The 17,711-nt window shown below is 67.4% G+C and carries 12 protein-coding genes and 2 pseudogenes; 8 read left to right on the forward strand and 6 right to left on the reverse strand.

The window, feature by feature from the left end; translation table 11 throughout:
• Positions 1-758 (reverse strand): annotated as a pseudogene (locus AU072_RS24460) (hypothetical protein); the annotation flags it as partial.
• Positions 759-820: 62 nt separating this feature from the next.
• Positions 821-1,294 carry a lipoprotein LpqH gene (locus tag AU072_RS24465; protein ID WP_064416161.1) on the reverse strand — a complete coding sequence of 158 codons (474 nt, stop codon included), beginning with the start codon at positions 1,292-1,294 and terminating at the stop codon, positions 821-823.
• A 119-nt stretch (positions 1,295-1,413) separates the two neighbouring features.
• On the opposite strand from AU072_RS24465, the gene AU072_RS24470 reads away from it, so the two are divergent.
• Positions 1,414-2,571: a winged helix DNA-binding domain-containing protein gene (locus AU072_RS24470; protein WP_064416162.1), complete on the forward strand. Its 1,158-nt coding sequence runs from the start codon at positions 1,414-1,416 to the stop codon at positions 2,569-2,571.
• A 68-nt stretch (positions 2,572-2,639) separates the two neighbouring features.
• On the opposite strand, the gene uvrA is transcribed toward AU072_RS24470, so the two are convergent.
• Positions 2,640-5,549 carry an excinuclease ABC subunit UvrA gene (gene uvrA, locus AU072_RS24475; RefSeq protein WP_064416163.1) on the reverse strand — a complete coding sequence of 970 codons (2,910 nt, stop codon included), beginning with the start codon at positions 5,547-5,549 and terminating at the stop codon, positions 2,640-2,642.
• Positions 5,550-5,634: 85 nt separating this feature from the next.
• On the opposite strand from uvrA, the gene AU072_RS24480 reads away from it, so the two are divergent.
• From AU072_RS24480 to lnt, 5 genes and pseudogenes are all read left to right on the forward strand, one after another.
• Positions 5,635-6,306 carry an MBL fold metallo-hydrolase gene (locus AU072_RS24480; protein ID WP_064416164.1) on the forward strand — a complete coding sequence of 224 codons (672 nt, stop codon included), beginning with the start codon at positions 5,635-5,637 and terminating at the stop codon, positions 6,304-6,306.
• A complete protein-coding gene (locus AU072_RS24485) occupies positions 6,300-7,160 on the forward strand; it encodes an SDR family NAD(P)-dependent oxidoreductase (protein WP_064416165.1) in 861 nt (286 codons plus the stop codon). Before AU072_RS24480 ends, AU072_RS24485 begins: the two co-directional genes overlap by 7 nt.
• Before the next feature lie 10 nt (positions 7,161-7,170).
• Entirely contained in the window at positions 7,171-10,332 is a 3,162-nt protein-coding gene (locus AU072_RS24490; protein WP_064416166.1) for an adenylate/guanylate cyclase domain-containing protein, read from the forward strand.
• Positions 10,333-10,439: 107 nt separating this feature from the next.
• Positions 10,440-11,321, forward strand: coding sequence for a fructose bisphosphate aldolase (locus AU072_RS24495; RefSeq protein WP_064346245.1), 882 nt, complete (start codon positions 10,440-10,442; stop codon positions 11,319-11,321).
• A 26-nt stretch (positions 11,322-11,347) separates the two neighbouring features.
• Positions 11,348-12,757 (forward strand): annotated as a pseudogene (gene lnt, locus AU072_RS24500) (apolipoprotein N-acyltransferase); the annotation flags it as partial.
• Here the strand turns inward: lnt and AU072_RS28730 are convergent.
• Positions 12,723-13,163, reverse strand: a complete 441-nt coding sequence (locus tag AU072_RS28730; protein ID WP_064416167.1) for a universal stress protein — start codon at positions 13,161-13,163, stop codon at positions 12,723-12,725. The pseudogene lnt and the gene AU072_RS28730 overlap by 35 nt on opposite strands.
• A gap of 224 nt (positions 13,164-13,387) precedes the next feature.
• Here AU072_RS28730 and AU072_RS24510 point away from each other — a divergent pair, with 224 nt between their 5' ends.
• Positions 13,388-14,929 carry a glycosyltransferase family 39 protein gene (locus tag AU072_RS24510; protein ID WP_064416168.1) on the forward strand — a complete coding sequence of 514 codons (1,542 nt, stop codon included), beginning with the start codon at positions 13,388-13,390 and terminating at the stop codon, positions 14,927-14,929.
• Between the two features lie 35 nt (positions 14,930-14,964).
• Entirely contained in the window at positions 14,965-15,624 is a 660-nt protein-coding gene (locus AU072_RS24515) for a UdgX family uracil-DNA binding protein (RefSeq protein WP_064416169.1), read from the forward strand.
• Here AU072_RS24515 and AU072_RS24520 read toward each other — a convergent pair.
• Both AU072_RS24520 and AU072_RS24525 read right to left on the reverse strand, forming a co-directional pair.
• On the reverse strand, positions 15,621-15,893 hold the full coding sequence (locus AU072_RS24520; protein WP_064416170.1) for a hypothetical protein: 273 nt from the start codon (positions 15,891-15,893) through the stop codon (positions 15,621-15,623). The genes AU072_RS24515 and AU072_RS24520 overlap by 4 nt on opposite strands.
• A 389-nt stretch (positions 15,894-16,282) precedes the next feature.
• The gene (locus AU072_RS24525) at positions 16,283-17,695 is read right to left on the reverse strand and encodes an MFS transporter (RefSeq protein WP_064416304.1); all 1,413 of its coding nucleotides are present in this window, start codon (positions 17,693-17,695) and stop codon (positions 16,283-16,285) included.
• Positions 17,696-17,711: the final 16 nt, after the last annotated feature.

The following is a 17,711-nucleotide window of genomic DNA, read 5'->3' on the forward strand; positions in this document are numbered from 1 at the left end:
TGGTCGGTGGGGGACCGGCCGCAGGCGCAGACGTTGGTCCACGAGGCATATCCGGCCATCGCCGAACATCTTCGCGCCTCCGCGCGCGCCCCCGCCCGCCGCAGCCAGGGCTCGGCCGCAACGAGCCGACCGGTCTCGACGCAGAACCTGCCATAGCCGGTGGCTCCCAGGACGAGAAGGTGATCGTGGTGTTCACTACCATCACCCGGGCGATCGATCACGTCGATCACGCGCTCCCACAACGGGATCGACTTCACGTGCAGGTCATCGTCGCACAGTGCGACCGCGCACAGGATCTCGGCGTACGTGATCAGGAATCGGTGCTCGGCGGTGAGTCCGGCAACCGGCTCGTCGTCGGTCAGCGCAATCAGCGCGGCCTCGGCGGTCTCGTGGTCCCCGTGTGCAGCGGCCAACCCGGTCTGCAGGAACTGTGCCCGCCGCGAGTACCGGCGCACTATCAGCTCGATCTCGGCCGTCGACATCGTCACCTGTGCCGCGGCCTCGGGCTTGCTGCCCGCGAGGATCGCCGAATAGGCAGCCAGGCACTCACGCATCCGGTGCAGGCATTCCTCGGTGCCGTTGTACGCCGTGCGGACCAGGTAGATCTCGCCGAGCAGCGCGTACACCTCGAGCATCCAGTCGTCTCGGCCGGCCTGTTCGATCTGCGGCACCAGAGACAGCAGGAGATCCTTGGCCGCCTCTTCGTTGGCGGCGAACGCCAGGTGACGCGCACGCTCGAGGTCCGCGGGGATCGCCACGGTCGAATCATAGAAAGCGGCGGGCATGCCTGGCACGCCCGCCGCTTCAGGAGGTGGATCGCTCAACTGCAGTTGACCTTGACGGTGAACGGCTTGGTGATCGACCCTGCCATCGGGTTCGAGATGTCGGCGCCCGTCGCTTCGCCGGTGATGGTGTAGGTGTCGCCGTCGACCTTCACCTCGGCCGAACCGACCTTGGCGCCCATGGTGTTGCTGACCGCGAGGGCGTTTCCGTCGACCACCATGCCCAACGACTCCACCTTCGGGTTCGCCTCATCGCTCATCACGATGCCCAGACCCTGCTGACCGCCGATCGCGCCGCTGGCGACGTTGATCCGGCCACCCTGCTTCACGCACGTGACGGTGTTGAGGTCCAGTCCCTCGAGGTCCTTGCCGTCGACCTTCACCTCGGTGCTGCCGCCACTGCTCACGCCCGCCGCGCTGACCGCGGGGGCGCTTCCCTTGTCGTCCGAACACCCCACCAGCACGGTGGCACCGGCGACCAGTCCGATCAGACCCACAACAACGCGATTCATCGATCTTCCCTTCTTTGGGACGTCGCCCCGATGGCGCCCGTCATGGCGGTAAGTCAAAACCGCGCCGGTCGCTACCGATCCCAAACTTTGTCGGCGCCCGACGGTACGGTTCGCAGGCGATGCGCAGATTCACGATCGACGAGCGGCGGGCACGGCTCGCGCGTCGGCACTTCCTCTGTTCACCGGCGGGCTCCATCGGTGCTGTGGTCGACGGTGTGCTCGGGCTGCATGCGACCGATCCGGCGACCCCGTACCTGTCGATGTGGGCGCGGCTGCAAGGGTTCGACGTCGCCGATCTGGATGCCGAACTCTACGAGCGGCGCACGCTGGTCAAACATCTCGCGATGCGCAGAACGCTGTGGACCGTGCGCACCGCCGACGTGCCGCTGATCCAGTCCGCGGCAAGCGACCGGGTTGCCGACACCGAGCGTCGGCGGCTCGTCGCTGATGCGCAGAAGGCCGGTGTCTGCACCGATGGCGACGCATGGCTCGGCGCGGCCCGCGCGGCGGTCCTGATGCATCTGGCCGAACGGGGACCCACGAGCGCGAAGGACCTGCGCGAGGCGCTACCCGAGTTGGCGGGGTCCTGGGACCCGGCCCCGGGTAAGCGGTGGGGCGGCGAGACCCCTTTGGCACCGCGCATCTTGACCGTGCTGGCGGTGCGCGGCGACATCATGCGCGGCCCCAACGACGGAAAATGGACGACGTCACGACCGCGTTGGGTCGCCACAGACGACTGGATCGGCACGCCCGATGCGGCCGACCCGCAGACGGCCCGCGCGGAGCTTGTGCGCCGCTGGCTCGCAGCGTTCGGCCCGGCCACCGTGGCGGATGTCAAGTGGTGGTTCGGCAACACCCTGACATGGGCGCGGGAGGCGTTGCGGGACGTCGGCGCGGTCGAGGTCGATCTGGACGGCATACCGGGCTTTGCCCTGCCCGACGATCTCGACGTCGAACCCGAACCCGAACCGTGGTGCGCCCTGTTGCCCGGTCTGGACGTCACGACGATGGGTTGGTTCGACCGCGACTGGTATCTCAGGCCATACCGGGCGCAGGTGTTCGACCGGAACGGCAACGGCGGGCCCACCGCATGGTGCGACGGCAGGATCGTCGGTGCGTGGGGCCAGGGTGACGACGGCCGGGTCGAGTTGCGACTGCTCGAGGACGTCGGTCGTTCGGCGCACGCCCGCTTGCAGAAACGGGCCGACGAGTTGACCGCGTGGCTCGACGGTATACGGGTCAGCCCGCGATTCTCGTCGCCGCTGTCCAAGGGCTGACGCCGAGACTGCGCTTTTTGACGGATTTCGACCGAATCCCGTCAGAAACCGCATTCTCGGCGAAGGCGCTATGCGCTGACCTTGGCCCGCTTCCCGTTGCGCGCCTTGGGTTTCGGTCGTGCGACACCCAGGCATTCGGCGAGGAAGTGACCGGTGTAGCTGTCGGGGTTGGCCGCGACGTCCTCCGGGGTGCCCGACGCGACGAGGGTGCCGCCGCCCGCTCCGCCCTCGGGCCCCATGTCGACGATCCAATCCGAAGTCTTGATCACGTCGAGGTTGTGCTCGATGACGATCACCGTATTGCCTTTGTCCACAAGGCCGTTGATGACCTTGAGCAGCTTGCGGATGTCTTCGAAGTGCAGGCCGGTCGTCGGCTCGTCGAGGATGTACACCGTGCGGCCGGTCGACCGCTTTTGCAGCTCGGAGGCCAGCTTCACGCGCTGGGCCTCACCACCGGACAGCGTCGGCGCCGGCTGGCCGAGGCGCACGTAGCCCAGGCCCACGTCGACGAGCGTCTTGAGATACCGGTGGATCGAGGTGATCGGCGCGAAGAACTCCGACGCCTCCTCGATCGACATGTCGAGTACCTCGGCGATGGTCTTGCCCTTGTAGTGCACCTCGAGCGTCTCGCGGTTGTACCGGGCGCCGTGGCACACCTCGCACGGCACGTACACATCGGGCAGGAAGTTCATCTCGATCTTGATGGTGCCGTCACCGGAACACGCCTCGCAGCGACCGCCCTTGACGTTGAACGAGAACCGTCCAGGTTGATACCCGCGCACCTTGGCCTCGGTGGTGGCCGCGAACAGCGTGCGGATCTTGTCGAAGACGCCGGTGTAGGTGGCGGGGTTGGACCGCGGTGTGCGGCCGATCGGTGACTGGTCGACGCGGACCAGCTTGTCGAGCTTGTCCAGCCCCGTCACCCGGGTGTGGCGACCCGGCACCTGCCGCGCCCCGTTGAGCTTGTTCGCCAACACCGACGCCAGGATGTCGTTGACCAACGTCGACTTACCCGATCCCGAAACGCCGGTGACCGAGGTCAGCACCCCGAGCGGGAAGGATACGTCGATCTCGCGCAGGTTGTGCTCGCGGGCGCCGACCACCGTCAGCAGCCGCTTCTTGTCGACCGGCCGCCGGATCGCCGGCACCTCGATCTCTTCCTTGCCCGAAAGATAGGCTCCCGTAAGCGATTCCGGGTTCTTCAGCAGCTCGTCGTAGGGTCCGCTGTGCACTATCTGACCGCCGTGCTCGCCCGCCGCGGGTCCGATGTCGACCACCCAGTCGGCGTGGGCGATGGTGTCGAGATCGTGCTCGACGACGATCAGCGTGTTCCCCAGATCCCGCAACCGGACGAGCGTGTCGATCAGCCGACGGTTGTCCCGCTGGTGCAGCCCGATCGACGGTTCGTCGAGCACGTAGAGCACCCCGACGAGCCCCGATCCGATCTGCGTGGCGAGCCGGATGCGTTGCGCCTCACCGCCGGACAGCGTGGCGGCGGCCCGTGACAGCGACAGGTAGTCCAGGCCGACGTCGAGTAGGAAGCCCAGCCGCGACTGGATCTCCTTGAGCACCTGGCCGGCGATGGCCTGTTCGCGTGCGCCCAGCGTCAGCGCATTGAGGAACTCCGAGCACTCCGCGATGGACAACTCGGCGACCTCGGCGATGGACTTCGGGCCGAACTCGCCCGCCGTCAGCGTCACCGCGAGGATTTCGGGTTTGAGCCGTGTGCCCTCGCACTCCGGACAGGGCACGTCGCGCATGAAGCCCTCGTAACGCTCCTTCATCTGCTCGGAGTCCGTCTGCTCCATCCTGCGCTGCAGGAACGCCATCACACCCTCGAAATCGGCGTAGTACGAACGGGTTCGGCCGTAGCGGTTCTTGTACCGCACGTGCACCTGCTCGTCGCAGCCTTCGAGAATCGCCCTGCGCGCCTTGGCAGGCAGCTTCTTCCAGGGCGTGTTCACGTCGAACCCGAGCGCGTCGCCGAGACCCGCCAGCATCCGCGTGAAGTACTCCGCGGTCTGCCCCATCGACCAGGGCGCGATCGCCCCCTCCGCCAGGGTCAGGTCCGGATCCGGCACGACCAGTTCGGGATCGACCTCCTTGCGTATGCCCAGGCCCAGGCATTCGGGGCAGGCGCCGTAGGGCGAGTTGAAGGAGAACGACCGCGGCTCGAGGTCGTCGACGGCCAACGGGTGCCCGTTGGGGCAGGCCAGCTTCTCGGAGAACCGCTGTTCGCGGTGCGGGTGGTCGTCCTCACGATCGACGAACTCCAGCACGACGATGCCGTCGGCGAGATTCAGCGCGGTCTCGATCGAGTCGGTCAGCCGCTGCTTGGCGCTGGCCTTCACCGTCAGGCGGTCGACGACCACCTCGATGTCGTGTTTCTCCTGCTTCTTGAGCTTCGGCGGATCGGTGAGCGGATACACCACACCGTCGACCCGCACGCGGCTGTAGCCCTGCGTGTTCAGCTTGTCGAACAGGTCGACGAACTCGCCCTTACGCGTGCGCACCACCGGCGCGAGCACCTGGAAACGCAGGCCCTCGTCCATGGCCAGCACCTGATCGACGATCTGTTGAGGCGTCTGCCGGGCGATGCGCTCACCGCAGATGGGACAGTGCGGAGTGCCCGCGCGGGCGTACAGCAGGCGCAGGTAGTCGTAGACCTCGGTGATGGTGCCGACCGTCGACCGCGGGTTGCGGTTGGTCGACTTCTGGTCGATGGACACCGCCGGGGACAGACCCTCGATGAAGTCGACGTCGGGTTTGTCCATCTGACCGAGGAATTGGCGGGCATAGGCCGACAGCGACTCCACGTAGCGGCGCTGGCCCTCGGCGAAGATCGTGTCGAAGGCCAGCGACGACTTCCCCGACCCCGACAGCCCGGTGAAGACGATCAGCGCGTCGCGTGGTAAATCAAGATCGACACTTCGCAGGTTGTGCTCGCGCGCACCCTTGACGACAAGGCGGTCAGCCACCCGGTTTCCTCCCGAAGACATAGTTCAAAACCACTCTATGTGGACCCACCGACAAGCCCCAGACAAGGCGGATACGGTGAAACACATGACCCTCGTCGACGACAACTACACCGGCCACGTCGAGCCAGGGACCGCGGCCCGGCGCGCGCTCCCAGGCGCCTCGATCGTCAAGGTCTCGGTCGGCCCGATGGACAACAACGCCTACCTGGTCACGTGTTCCAAAACCGGCGAAAGCCTGCTGATCGACGCCGCCAACGACGCACCGGTCCTCCTCGACCTGATCGAGAAGCACGCCCCGACACTGTCGCTGATCGTCACGAGCCACCAGCACTTCGACCACTGGCAGGCGCTGGAAGAAGTGGCCAAGGTCACCGAGGTGCCGACGGCCGCGCACCAGCTCGACGCCGACCCGCTGCCGGTCCGGCCCGATCGGATCCTCGCCCACGGGGACAAGGTCGACATCGGGGAGCTGTCCTTCGACGTCATCCATCTGCAGGGCCACACTCCCGGCTCGGTGGCGCTCGCACTCGACGGGGCCGATGAGTCGACGCACCTGTTCACCGGCGACTGCCTGTTCCCCGGCGGTGTCGGCAAGACGTGGGAGGACGGGGCTTTCGACCAGTTGCTGGGGGATGTGACCCGCCGCGTGTTCGAGGTCTACGACGATTCGACGGTGGTCTACCCGGGCCACGGCGACGACACGACGCTCGGAGCGGAGCGGCCGCATCTGGCCGAGTGGAAAGAACGCGGTTGGTAGACGCGCCGGTCGCAGTCGTCACGGGTGCCAGCCGCGGCGCCGGCCGCGGAATCGCACACGCCCTGGGCAGCCACGGCTGCACGGTGTATGTCACCGGACGCACCGAGCGCGCGGGCGAATCGGTGCTCGACGGAACGATTCACGAGACCGCCGAGCTGGTCACGGCGGCCGGCGGCACCGGGATCGCCGTCCGCGTCGACCATGCCGACGACGAACAGACGAAGGCCCTATTCGAGCGGGTCGGGCGGGAACAGGCCCGGCTGGACATCCTGGTGAACAACGCGGTGACCATCCGCGACGAGATGATGGGCCGGACCCGGTTCTGGGAAGAGCCCGTCAACGTCATCGACACCCTCGACGTGGGACTGCGCAGCAGCTATGTCGCGACCGTGTACGCAGCCCCGCTGATGCTCGCGCAGCGGCGTGGCTTGGTGGTGTTCACCTCCGCGCCCGGTGCGGCCCACTATGTGTTCGGCCCGGCGTACGGCGTTCACAAGGCCGGCACCGACAAGATGGCCGCCGACATGGCGGTCGACTTCCGCGACTTCGGCATCGCGACGGCCTCGATCTGGATGGGCGTGCTGTTGACCGAACGCTTCAAGAAGCTCGTCGCGACCGCGCCCGACAAGCTCGCCCATCTCCTCGACAACACCGAGACACCGGAGTTCACCGGGCACCTGATCTGGGCCCTGTTCCACGACCCCCAGTTGATGGACAAGAGCGGCCAGACCTTCATCGGCGCGGAGTTGGCGGCGCAGTACGGCATCAAGGACGCCGAAGACCGCGAGCCGGCGTCGTACCGCGACCTGCACGGAATTCATCCGATCAGGCAATTCGACCGCGTCCTGCGGTGACACTGATGGTGTGGACGACGCGCGCTGTCCGTCGTGTGACACCGAAGTGGGGACGCGGGCCAAGTTCTGCAGCGAGTGCGGAACACCGCTGAGCCGCGCCGCGGGCGCGGCCGAGTACAAGCAGGTGACGGTGCTGTTCGCCGATGTCGTGCGTTCGATGGACATCGCCAGGACGGTGGGCCCCGAGCGGCTGCGCGAGATCATGGCCGATCTCGTCGACGTGGCCAGCTCGGTCGTCGCGCATTACGGCGGCACGGTGGACAAGTTCACCGGCGACGGCATCATGGCGGTCTTCGGCGCGCCGCTCGCGCTGGAGGATCACGCGGTGCGCGCGTGTCTTGCTGCACTGCGCATCCAGACCGAGATGCACGCGGTTGCCACCGACGTCGGCAAGCGCGACGGAGTCGACCTCCAACTGCGCATCGGCCTCAACTCCGGACAGGTGATCACCGGCGATATCGGTTCGGGCGCTTTGGGATACACCGCGATCGGAGAACACGTCGGGTTGGCTCAACGGATGGAGTCGATAGCCCCGCCGGGAGGGGTGATGCTCAGCGCGTCGACGGCGCGGCTGGTGGAGTCGGCGGCCACGCTCGATGCGCCGGAGTCGGTGCGCGTCAAGGGCGGCGACGAACCCATGCCCGCCCGACGGTTGCTGAGCATCGGCCGCGGGCAGGGCTCTTTGCGATCCGATACCGCACTGGTCGGACGGCGGTGGGAGAAGTCGGCGCTGGAAAGCTTGTTGGACAGGGCGATCGACGGTCAGGGCGCCGTTGTCGGTGTCTCCGGACCACCCGGCATCGGCAAGAGCAGACTCACGCGCGAGCTCGCGGCGACTGCGGCCAGCCGAGGAGTGCCGGTGTACACCACGGCATGCGAGTCCCACACCACCCAGGTGCCGTTCCACGTGGTGGCCCGGCTACTGCGGGCGGCGACCGGTGTCGAGCATCTGGATGCATCGACCGCCCGTTCCCTGATCGCCGGGACCTTCCCCGACAAAGGCCGTGACGACGTAGCCCTCCTCGAGGACATGCTGGGCATCGCCGATCCGTCGGTCGAGCCGCCGCGGATCGACGCCGACAGCCGTCGGCAACGCCTGATCGCACTGGTCAATTCGGCTGCACTGGCCACGCCGACGCCTGCCCTCTACATCATCGAAGACGCCCACTGGATCGACGAGTCCAGCGAGTCCATGCTCGCCGCGTTCCTCACCGTCATCCCCCAGACACCGCTGCTGACGGTCATCACGTACCGACCCGAGTATCGCGGATCGCTGACCCAGGTGCCGGGGACGCAGACGATCGCGCTCGGCCCGCTGAACGACGCGGAAACCGCCGATTTGGTCACCACCCTGCTCGGACCGGATCCCTCCGTGCGCCAGATCACGCAGACTATCGCTCAAAAGGCCTTGGGCACACCATTTTTCGCCGAGGAGATCATTCGCGACTTCGTGGAACGCGGCGTACTGCAGGGGCGCCCGGGCGCGTATGCGTCAACCGCGGAGGTCGCCGATGTCAGTGTGCCCGCCACGTTGCAAGCGACGATCGCAGCCCGCATCGACCGACTCGATCCCGCCGCGAAACGCACCCTCAATGCGGCGTCGGTCGTCGGATCACGCTTCGGCACAGAGCTGTTGAAGGCGCTCGACATCGAACCGCGCCCGGCCGAGCTGCTGACGGCTCAGCTCATCGACCAGGTCACGTTCACCGACGAACCGGAATTCGTGTTCCACCATCCGCTCATCCGAGCGGTCGCCTACGAGGCCCAGCTCAAGTCCGACCGGGCAGAATTGCACCGCCGGGTGGCCGCCGCGATCGAACGACGAAGCGCGGGCAACCTCGACGAGAACGCGGCGCTCATCGCCGAACATGCCGAAGCCGCAGGCGATCTGCACGCGGCCTTCGGCTGGCATATGCGAGCCGCCGAATGGTCGAACAATCGCGACGTCTCGGCCGCACTGCTCAGCTGGGAGCGCGCGTGCGGGGTCGCCGATGCCCTGCCCGAGGACGATCCGGGGCGCAATGCGATGCGCATCGCACCCCGCACCTATCTGTGCGCCAGCGGTTGGCGGGTCGCCCGCGAGTGCGGCGCGCGCTTTGAGGAGTTGCGCCAGCTCTGCGATATGACGGGAGACAAGGCCTCGCTGGCGATCGGGATGATGGGGCCGATGTCCGACTGTCACTTCCGAGGCGAGACACTGGAGTCGTCGCGAATGGCCACCGAACAGATGGCGCTCCTGGAATCGATCGGCGACCCTGGGCTGGCCGCACAGGCCGCTTTCGGCGCAATAGGCATCAAGATCCAAAACGGTGAGCTGGCCGACGGTTTGCGGTGGGCCGAGAACACCATCGAGTGGGCCGCAGGTGACCTGACGAAGGGGAGCCTCGTGGTCGGTTCGCCGCTTGCGATCGCCACGGCGTTGCGGGGATTGGCCGGGTGGTGGTTCGGCCTCCGGGGATGGCGAGACGACGTCGATGTCGCCTTCGAGTTGGCGGAGCAAAGCAACGAACCTCTGACCATCGCCCTCACCACCTCGTGGAACCTGGGGCTCGGTGTGGCCTTCGGCGCGGTCTCCTGCGATGGATCAGCGATGGCGAAGGCCGAAGCGACGTTGCGCGTCGCGGAGGCGTTCTCCTACGGCTACGCCGGCGAGATCGCGCGGTACGTACTCGGTGGACAACTGCTGTATCAGGACACCGAGGACGACTGGGACCGCGGACTGCAGATGGTCACTCAGGTCAGGGACGCCTGGACCCGCAACCGGACGATGCTGGTCGAGGTCACCTTCATGGACGCCCTGCTCGGCGTCGATCGGGCAAACCGGGGCGAATTCGACGCGGCTGTCCCCCTCCTCCGAGAGGCTGCCCAAACGATGTTCGGCCGCAGGCAGTACACGTACTGGATTCCGGTGGTCGGTTTCCTCGTCGAAACATTGCTCAAGCGCGGGGCCGACGACGACACCGCCGAAGCCGCCGACATCATCGCCGAATTGGAGCGCGCACCGCTCGACGGATCGGTCATCCGCGACGTCTGGGTTCTCCGAGTGAAGGCGCTGCTGGCCCACACCACAGGCGACGACGCCGCGTATCGCGAACTCGCAGATCGTTATCGGAAGATGGCGCATGACCTCGGATACGAGGGACATCAGAAGTGGGCCGCGGCGATGCCATGATCGTCGCCTGCCACGATCTCGGGGGCGCTGCGACGCCGTTGAGCGGCCATCTGACGATCGGCCTTGCGAACTTCGATAGATTGCCTGGTGACGAAGAAAGGGCAGACATGAACACCGATCAGTTGAAGAAGGCGCAAAGCGGCGCCGGGTTCATCGCGGCACTCGACCAGAGCGGCGGCAGCACCCCCAAGGCGCTGAAGCTCTACGGGATCGCCGAGGACGCCTACTCCGGCGACGACCAGATGTTCGACCTCGTGCACGAGATGCGCACCCGCATCATCACCAGCCCCGCCTTCGACGGCGACCGCATCATGGGCACCATCTTGTTCGAGCAGACGATGGACCGTGAGATCGAGGGCCGTCCGACCGCCGATTACCTGTGGAACGTCAAGAACATCGTGCCGTTCCTCAAGATCGACAAGGGCCTGGCCGAGGAGAAGGACGGCGCGCAGACGATGAAGCCGATGCCCGGCCTCGACGATCTGCTCGACCGCGCCGCCGCGAACGGGGTCTTCGGCACCAAGGAGCGTTCGGTCATCAAGCTGCCCGGCGCCGGCGTGGACGCGGTCGTGGCTCAGCAGTTCGAGGTCGCCGAGCAGGTCCTCGCCAAGGGCCTGGTGCCGATCATCGAACCCGAGGTCGACATCAAGAGCCCGAAGAAGGCCGAGGCCGAGGACCAGCTCAAGGCCGCGCTGCTCGAGGGCGTTGGCAAGCTCGGCGACAAGAAGGTCATGCTCAAGCTGACGCTGCCCGACACCGACAACCTGTACAAGGATCTGGTCGAGCATCCGAACGTGCTGCGGGTCGTGGCGCTGTCGGGTGGTTACAGCCGCGATGAGGCGAACGAGAAGCTGGCGCGCAACATCGGTGTCATCGCGAGCTTCTCGCGGGCGCTGACCGAGGGTCTGACGGCCCAGCAGAGCGACGAGGAGTTCAACTCCACGCTCGACCAGGCGATCGCGAGCATCGCCAAAGCGTCGAGCACCTGATCTCGCTGCGGGGTTACGCGTCGGCGATCGTCGCCGGCGCGTTCCCCGCGCTCGCGTTCCCGGCGCCCGCACTGTGGTGGTTGGCCTGGATCGCGCTGGTCCCGCTGCTGCTCGTGCTCCGTGCGGCGCCGACGGCCGGACAGTCCGCCGCGCGAGCCTGGCTGGGGATGGCCGCGTTCGTCGGCGTCACCCAGTATTGGCTCTGGCCGAGCACGGGTCTGCCGCTGCTCGTTCTCGCGGCCGGACTCGGTGCGTTGTGGTTGCCCTTCGGTTGGGCGGCGCACCGTCTGCTCGTCGGTGATGTCACCTTCGCTCGCGCCGCCAGCGCCGTGGCGGTACTGCCCAGCGTGTGGGTGCTGACAGAGGCGGTCCGGTCGTGGGACCGGCTCGGCGGGCCGTGGGCACTGCTCGGCGCATCGCAGTGGAATCAGCCGGCCACGCTGGCGCCCGCCGCGCTGGGCGGCGTATGGCTCGTCAGCTTCCTCGTGGCGGCGGTCAACACCGCGATTGTCTTGGTCCTGGTGCTGCGTTCGGCGGCGCCGGTTGTCCTGGCAGCTCTTCTTTTGACGGTCGGTCCCGCCTGGTTCTGGTGGGGTCCGGAACCGACGCCCGGTCCGACGGTGCGGGTCGCGCTCGTCCAGCCGGGTGACATCGCCGAGGCCGCCGAGCGCCAGGCCGCCGGCGAAGGTCTGACCGAGCAGCTGGCCGGGCAGCGAGTGGACCTGGTCGTGTGGGGTGAGAGCAGTGTCGGCGTGGACTTGGCGACCCACCCCGAAGTCACCGCGCGGCTCGCCGCCCTGTCCCGGCGTGTGGGGGCGGACCTGCTGGTCAACGTCGACGCCCGGGCGGCATCGGGCGGCATCTACAAATCGTCGGTGCTAGTCGGACCGGACGGCGTGCAGGGCTCGTACGCGAAAACGCGACTGGTGCCCTTCGGCGAGTACGTGCCACTGCGGCCCTTGATCGGCTGGGCCACGTCGAACACCCAAGCCGCTGGCGAGGACCGCCGTCGTGGGGACGGACCCGTCGTCCTGCACACCGACGCCGTCGCGATCGGACCGCTGATCAGCTTCGAGACGATGTTCTCCGACCTCGCCCGGGACGGCGTCCGGCGGGGAGCGAAGCTACTCGTCTACCAGAGCTCGACGTCGTCATACCAAGGAAGTTGGGCGCAACCGCAACTGGCGGCGATGCCCGCCGTACATGCGGTCGAAACGGGCCGGCCCGCGGTTCATGCCGCGTTGTCCGGGGTCAGTTCGGCGTTCGACGCGCGCGGCCACCGGCTGGCATGGATGCCCGCCGCCGAACGTGGGGTCACGGTTGTCGACGTCGCGTTGGACGCGCGAACGACCCTCTATCAGCGGTGGGGCGACTGGATGATCGTGGCGGCGCTGGTGGTGGTTACGGCGTGGTGTGCACGATCAGCACATCGCTCTTGGAGCGGCGTGCGACATTGGCGGGAACGGAACCGAGCAACCGGCCGGCGATGGTGGACAGGCCGACGTTACCGACGACCAGCAGATCCGCCTTGACCTCCTCGGCGAGTTCGACCAGCGCGTCGACGGGGGCGCCGACGACGGCCTTCTCCTCGACGTTTGTGGCGCCCGCCTGGTGGGCGCGTTCTTTCGCCTCGCGAAGGATTGCGTAGATGGGCGCGTTGCCGGCCATCTTGTAGCCCTCGTCCTTGAGCACGTCGGCCGCACGCTGATCTTCGTCCTGGGGGAAGTACGCCGTCGCGATGACCAACTTGGCGTCACCGGCGATCTGACCAGCTTTCTCGACCGCGCGCAGCGACGAGTCCGATCCGTCCGTGCCAACCAAGACGGTCTGATAGGCGCTCATCCACATCCTCCCGATTTCAGTTCCGTTGCCACCCGGAACAGTAGCCGCTCCAGTGGCATTTGCCTGCGATTTCGTCCTACTTCACACCCAACGTCACGCTGGGCCGCCCCAGGTGACGCCGCCTACACCCGGTCATCACGATGACTTCCCCACCGATTCGGCGAGCGCGGTACAAGCGCACACGCTAGCGTTTTGCCGTTCGCGGGAAGGGTGGGTAGCAGCGCGTGGATCTGTCGCTGGTACAGCAACGCCTCGCGCGCCTCGACCCGTCGGGATCCCTTCGCGCCGGCCGGTACGACGCTGCGCTGACGGCGGTGTTCGCGGTCGCGGTGTCGGCGGCGGGCGCGGCCCGGCCGTCGCTGTGGTTCGACGAGGCGGCCACGATCTCGGCCTCGACGCGGTCGATCCCCCAGCTGTGGGGCCTGCTGCACAACATCGACGCGGTGCACGGCCTGTACTACCTGCTGATGCACGGGTGGTTCGCGGTGTTCCCGGCCGCCGAGTTCTACTCCCGGCTGTCGAGTTGCCTGGCCGTCGGGCTGGCCGCCGGCGGTGTTGTCGTCATTGCGCAACGCTTCGCTTCCCGGACGACGGCTGTCTGCGCGGGGATCGTGTTCGCGATCCTGCCGCGCATCACGTGGGCGGGCATCGAGGCGAGGTCCTATGCGCTGACGGCGGCCGCGGCCGTCTGGCTGACCGTGTTGTTGATGCTCGCACTCCGCCGCAATACCCGGTGGCTGTGGGGCTGCTACGGGCTGGCGCTGGTGGGCTCGTCGCTGCTGAACGTCTTCGTCGTGCTGATGGTGCTGGTGCACGCGGTTGCGCTGGCAGCGGTGACTACTCGGCGAACGGTGGTGCGTCGCTGGATCGTCACGGTTGCGGTGGCGATCGCGGTTGTGGGGCCCTTCCTGGCGTTCAGCCGGACGCAGGTCGCCCAGGTGCAGTGGATTTCGCCGCCAGGCTGGCACACGGTCGCAGAAGTGATGCAGGAGCAGTACTTCGACCACAGCGTGGCGTTCGCGGTCTCGGCGGGACTGGTGCTCGTTTTGCTCGCGATCCGACGCTTCCGGCCGACGGAAGCCGGCGTCCGATCGCTGGTGGCGATCAGCGCGGCGTGGATCGTGCTTCCGACGGGAGTGCTGCTGCTCTACTCCGTGTGGTGGGAGCCCATCTACTACCCGCGCTATCTGAGCTACACCTCCCCGGCGATGGCGCTGCTGTTGGCCGTCGGCATCACCGCCGTCGCCAGATCGCGCGAGACCGTCGCGGTGGTGCTGACCGTGTTGGCGGTCGCGGCAACCCCAAACTACCTGCTCCAACAACGGGGTCCGTACGCCAAGGAGGGCATGGACTTCAGCCAGGTGGCCGACGTCCTCACGACGCACGCCTCCCCCGGCGACTGCCTGGTGCTCGACAACACCACCAACTGGGCACCCGGCCCGATTCGACCGTTGACGGCCGCGCGGCCCGAGGCGTACGCCGCGCTCGTGGACCCCGGGCGCGGTCGCCGCGCCGCCGACCGAAACCGCTTGTGGGACGCCCATCTTGGGATCTGGGGTGTGGCCGAGCAGCTTCGGCCGTGCACCGTGCTGTGGACGGTTTCACAACGCGACGCCACCGTCCCGGATCGAGAAACCGGGAACGCGCTGAATCCGGGACCCCGCCTGCGCCGTGCGCCTGCGTACCGGGTACCGCACGCGATGGGCTTCCGGCTCGTCGAGCGCTGGCAGTTCAGCTTCGCTCAGGTGGTCAAGTCGACGCGGTAGAGGGTGACCGCGCCGGAAGCGGGTAACCATCCCCCATGCCTGCAAGGCCGGCCCACACCGCCGCGGAGTTCGTGCCCGACACCCGCGATCTCGCTGCTCTCGCCGAGGCCGCGCACGGTTGCAAGGGCTGCGATCTGTACCTCGATGCGACGCAGGTGGTGTTCGGCGGCGGTTCCTCCAGCGCGGACATGATGCTGGTCGGCGAGCAGCCCGGCGATCAGGAGGACAAGGCCGGCGAGCCGTTCGTCGGCCCGGCAGGCAAGCTGTTGGACAAGGCGCTGGTGCAGGCCGGCATCGACCGTGAACGGGTGTATGTGACCAATGCGGTCAAGCACTTCAAGTTCACCCTGCCCGAACGCGGCAAGAGACGAATCCACAAGACGCCGGGCCGCACGGAGGTGGTGGCATGCCGACCGTGGCTGCTGGCCGAGCTGGATGCCATCAGACCCCAGGTGCTGGTGCTGATGGGCGCGACCGCTGCACAGTCGCTGCTGGGCAGCAAGTTTCGGCTGACCGCGCACCGCGGCGAGGCGCTGGAACTTCCGGTTGTCGACGAGCTCGATGTCGCTCCCGAAGTCGCCGTGACCGTGCATCCGTCATCGGTGCTGCGCGGGCCACCAGAGGATCGGGAGAAGGCGTTCGAGGCGCTGGTGTCCGATCTGCGGTTCGCCGACGGCCTGCGCTCACACCGCTAGCAGGCGGCCGGCGGCACCCACATCGAGACGGCGGGAGGCACCCAGGCGCACGGACCGCCGTAATGCGGGCCGTCCCAGTAGGCCGGACCGTTCCAGCGCTGACCACGACGGTCGTCCCAGTCGTGCCGGTCATCCCACTTGTCGAGCTTCCACGTCATGCCCGGTGCGCTGGGCACCTCGGCGTTGGCGACACCCGCTCCGACGCCCAGTGTGGTGAACGCCAGCGCGCCGACGAGCCCCGCTTGCACTCCGACCTTCTTTACGCTCACGACCAATCCCTCACTATTGCAACAATTATCGGTTCCGACCCGCGTCGATCTTATACTCGCGGCCCTGACGCCGACGACCGGCGTGGCTCGCTTCGAAGCAGCAAAGGGTAGTCCCGATGCGGGGACGGTGCGCTGAAAAGTGCTGTCGCGCAGCTCAGTTGAAATGCGTTAATTTGCTCTTCGGAAATGCCTCATCACGCGCTGCAAAGAGCAACGGCCCATGCGAGCGAGTGGCGGGATTCGAACCCGTGTAAACGGCTTTGCAGGGCGACCGCCGTAGCCACGGCGATGAGCGCCTGCGCGAAGAGGATCAGTGAAGCCACACCCGCATTGACAGTGAGTGTCCCAGCGCGATCAGTCACCGCCCAGCGTTGAAATCGCCGTGATCGTTATCGCGGTTCGCCAGAAGGGTGTCGTCCGCTCCGCGTCGAGCCGACCAGCCCCACCGCGGCCAACGCAGCGAACGCCGCCAGCAGCCACCGCGCCGGCGTGGCGTCGCCGCTGTCGGTCATGTTCACCAGCACTCCGGCCAACCCCGCGCCGAAAGCGCCGGAGATCAGTTGGACGGTGTTGATTGCAGCAGCCGCGGTCGGCCCCTCCGACGGGTCGTCCACCCGGCTCATCGCCCACGCCGACAGATGCGGCCAGGCGATCCCCACCCCGGCGCCCGTCACGATCAGCGCGACCGCCCAGACCGCCACCACGGCGAACGGTGCGTCGTCCCGCATGGTCACCGCCGCCAGCGCGAGGCCAATAGCCATGAGCGCGGGCGCGACAGCGACCGTGCGCTTGATCGCTCGCAGGTTGCTCATCGAGGCGCTACCGATCTCCCCGACCGTCCAACCGAGCGCCAGACCCGCACCGAGAAATCCCGCCGCGACCGGTGTGAGATGGGCCAGCCGCTGCCCGAACAGCGGAACATACATGTCCGCCATCGTCGCAGCCATCAACACAGCGAGGGTCAGGTAGATCCACTTCAGCGGTCCGCGCCCAAAGGTGCTGGGCGGCAACACCCCAGCGGGTAGCCGCCGGTCGACGAACAGGAACACCGCCACCAAAACGCCTCCGAAGCCGAGCAGCACGGCGGTGGGCCACACCCCGCGCGGGATACCGGCTGCGCTGACGGCCAACGCCGCGACACCCAACAACAGCAGCGACCACATGGGTATCGGCGTTCGCGGCGCATGGACGTCGGCGCGAGTGTGCCTGGGCAACGCCAGCGGGACCAGCACCGCGATGGCTGCGGTCAGGATCGCCAGCGCACCGAACGCCCAACGCCACGAACCATATTGGGAGAACAGACCCCCGGCGGCAGGGCCGAGCAACGTCCCAACACCCCACATCGCCGAAACGAGGGCCGACGCCTTGGTCCACAACCACTGAGGCAACGCCGTATTGATCACCGCATAGCCCAACCCGGCCAGCAGCCCGCCCGCCAGCCCCTGCACCGTGCGGCCGACAAGCAGGGCTTCCATCGTGGGCGCCGCCGCACAGGCGACGCTGCCCAGACCGAATACGGACAGCGCCGCCAGATACGACACCCGCGGCCCGATACGCATCAACGTCGAGTGCACGGTGGTCGCGGCGATCACCGAAGCGACCAGGTACACCGTGGTCACCCATGCGTACAGCCGGTAACCGCCGATATCGGCCACCGCGCTGGGCATCAGGCTGATGGTGAGGAACTCGTTGGTGGCGTACAGCGCGACCCCGCCGGCCAGGACGGTGCTGGCGCCGAGGTACTTCGGTCCCAACAGATCGCGCCAGCGCCCGGTACTGGTTGTCGGCGCGGTGTCGGTCACGCCGGACACGCTACGA

It is taken from the genome of Mycolicibacterium novocastrense, assembly GCF_001499835.1.
Classification (GTDB): Bacteria; Actinomycetota; Actinomycetes; order Mycobacteriales; family Mycobacteriaceae; genus Mycobacterium; species Mycobacterium novocastrense.

Coding starts and splice junctions, on each gene's coding strand:
- AU072_RS28730 (WP_064416167.1), bottom strand. CDS start 13,163: ATGAGCGCCTATCAGACCGTCTTGGTTGGCACGGACGGATCGGACTCG.
- AU072_RS24480 (WP_064416164.1), top strand. CDS start 5,635: ATGACCCTCGTCGACGACAACTACACCGGCCACGTCGAGCCAGGGACC.
- AU072_RS24515 (WP_064416169.1), top strand. CDS start 14,965: ATGCCTGCAAGGCCGGCCCACACCGCCGCGGAGTTCGTGCCCGACACC.
- AU072_RS24465 (WP_064416161.1), bottom strand. CDS start 1,294: ATGAATCGCGTTGTTGTGGGTCTGATCGGACTGGTCGCCGGTGCCACC.
- AU072_RS24495 (WP_064346245.1), top strand. CDS start 10,440: ATGAACACCGATCAGTTGAAGAAGGCGCAAAGCGGCGCCGGGTTCATC.
- AU072_RS24470 (WP_064416162.1), top strand. CDS start 1,414: ATGCGCAGATTCACGATCGACGAGCGGCGGGCACGGCTCGCGCGTCGG.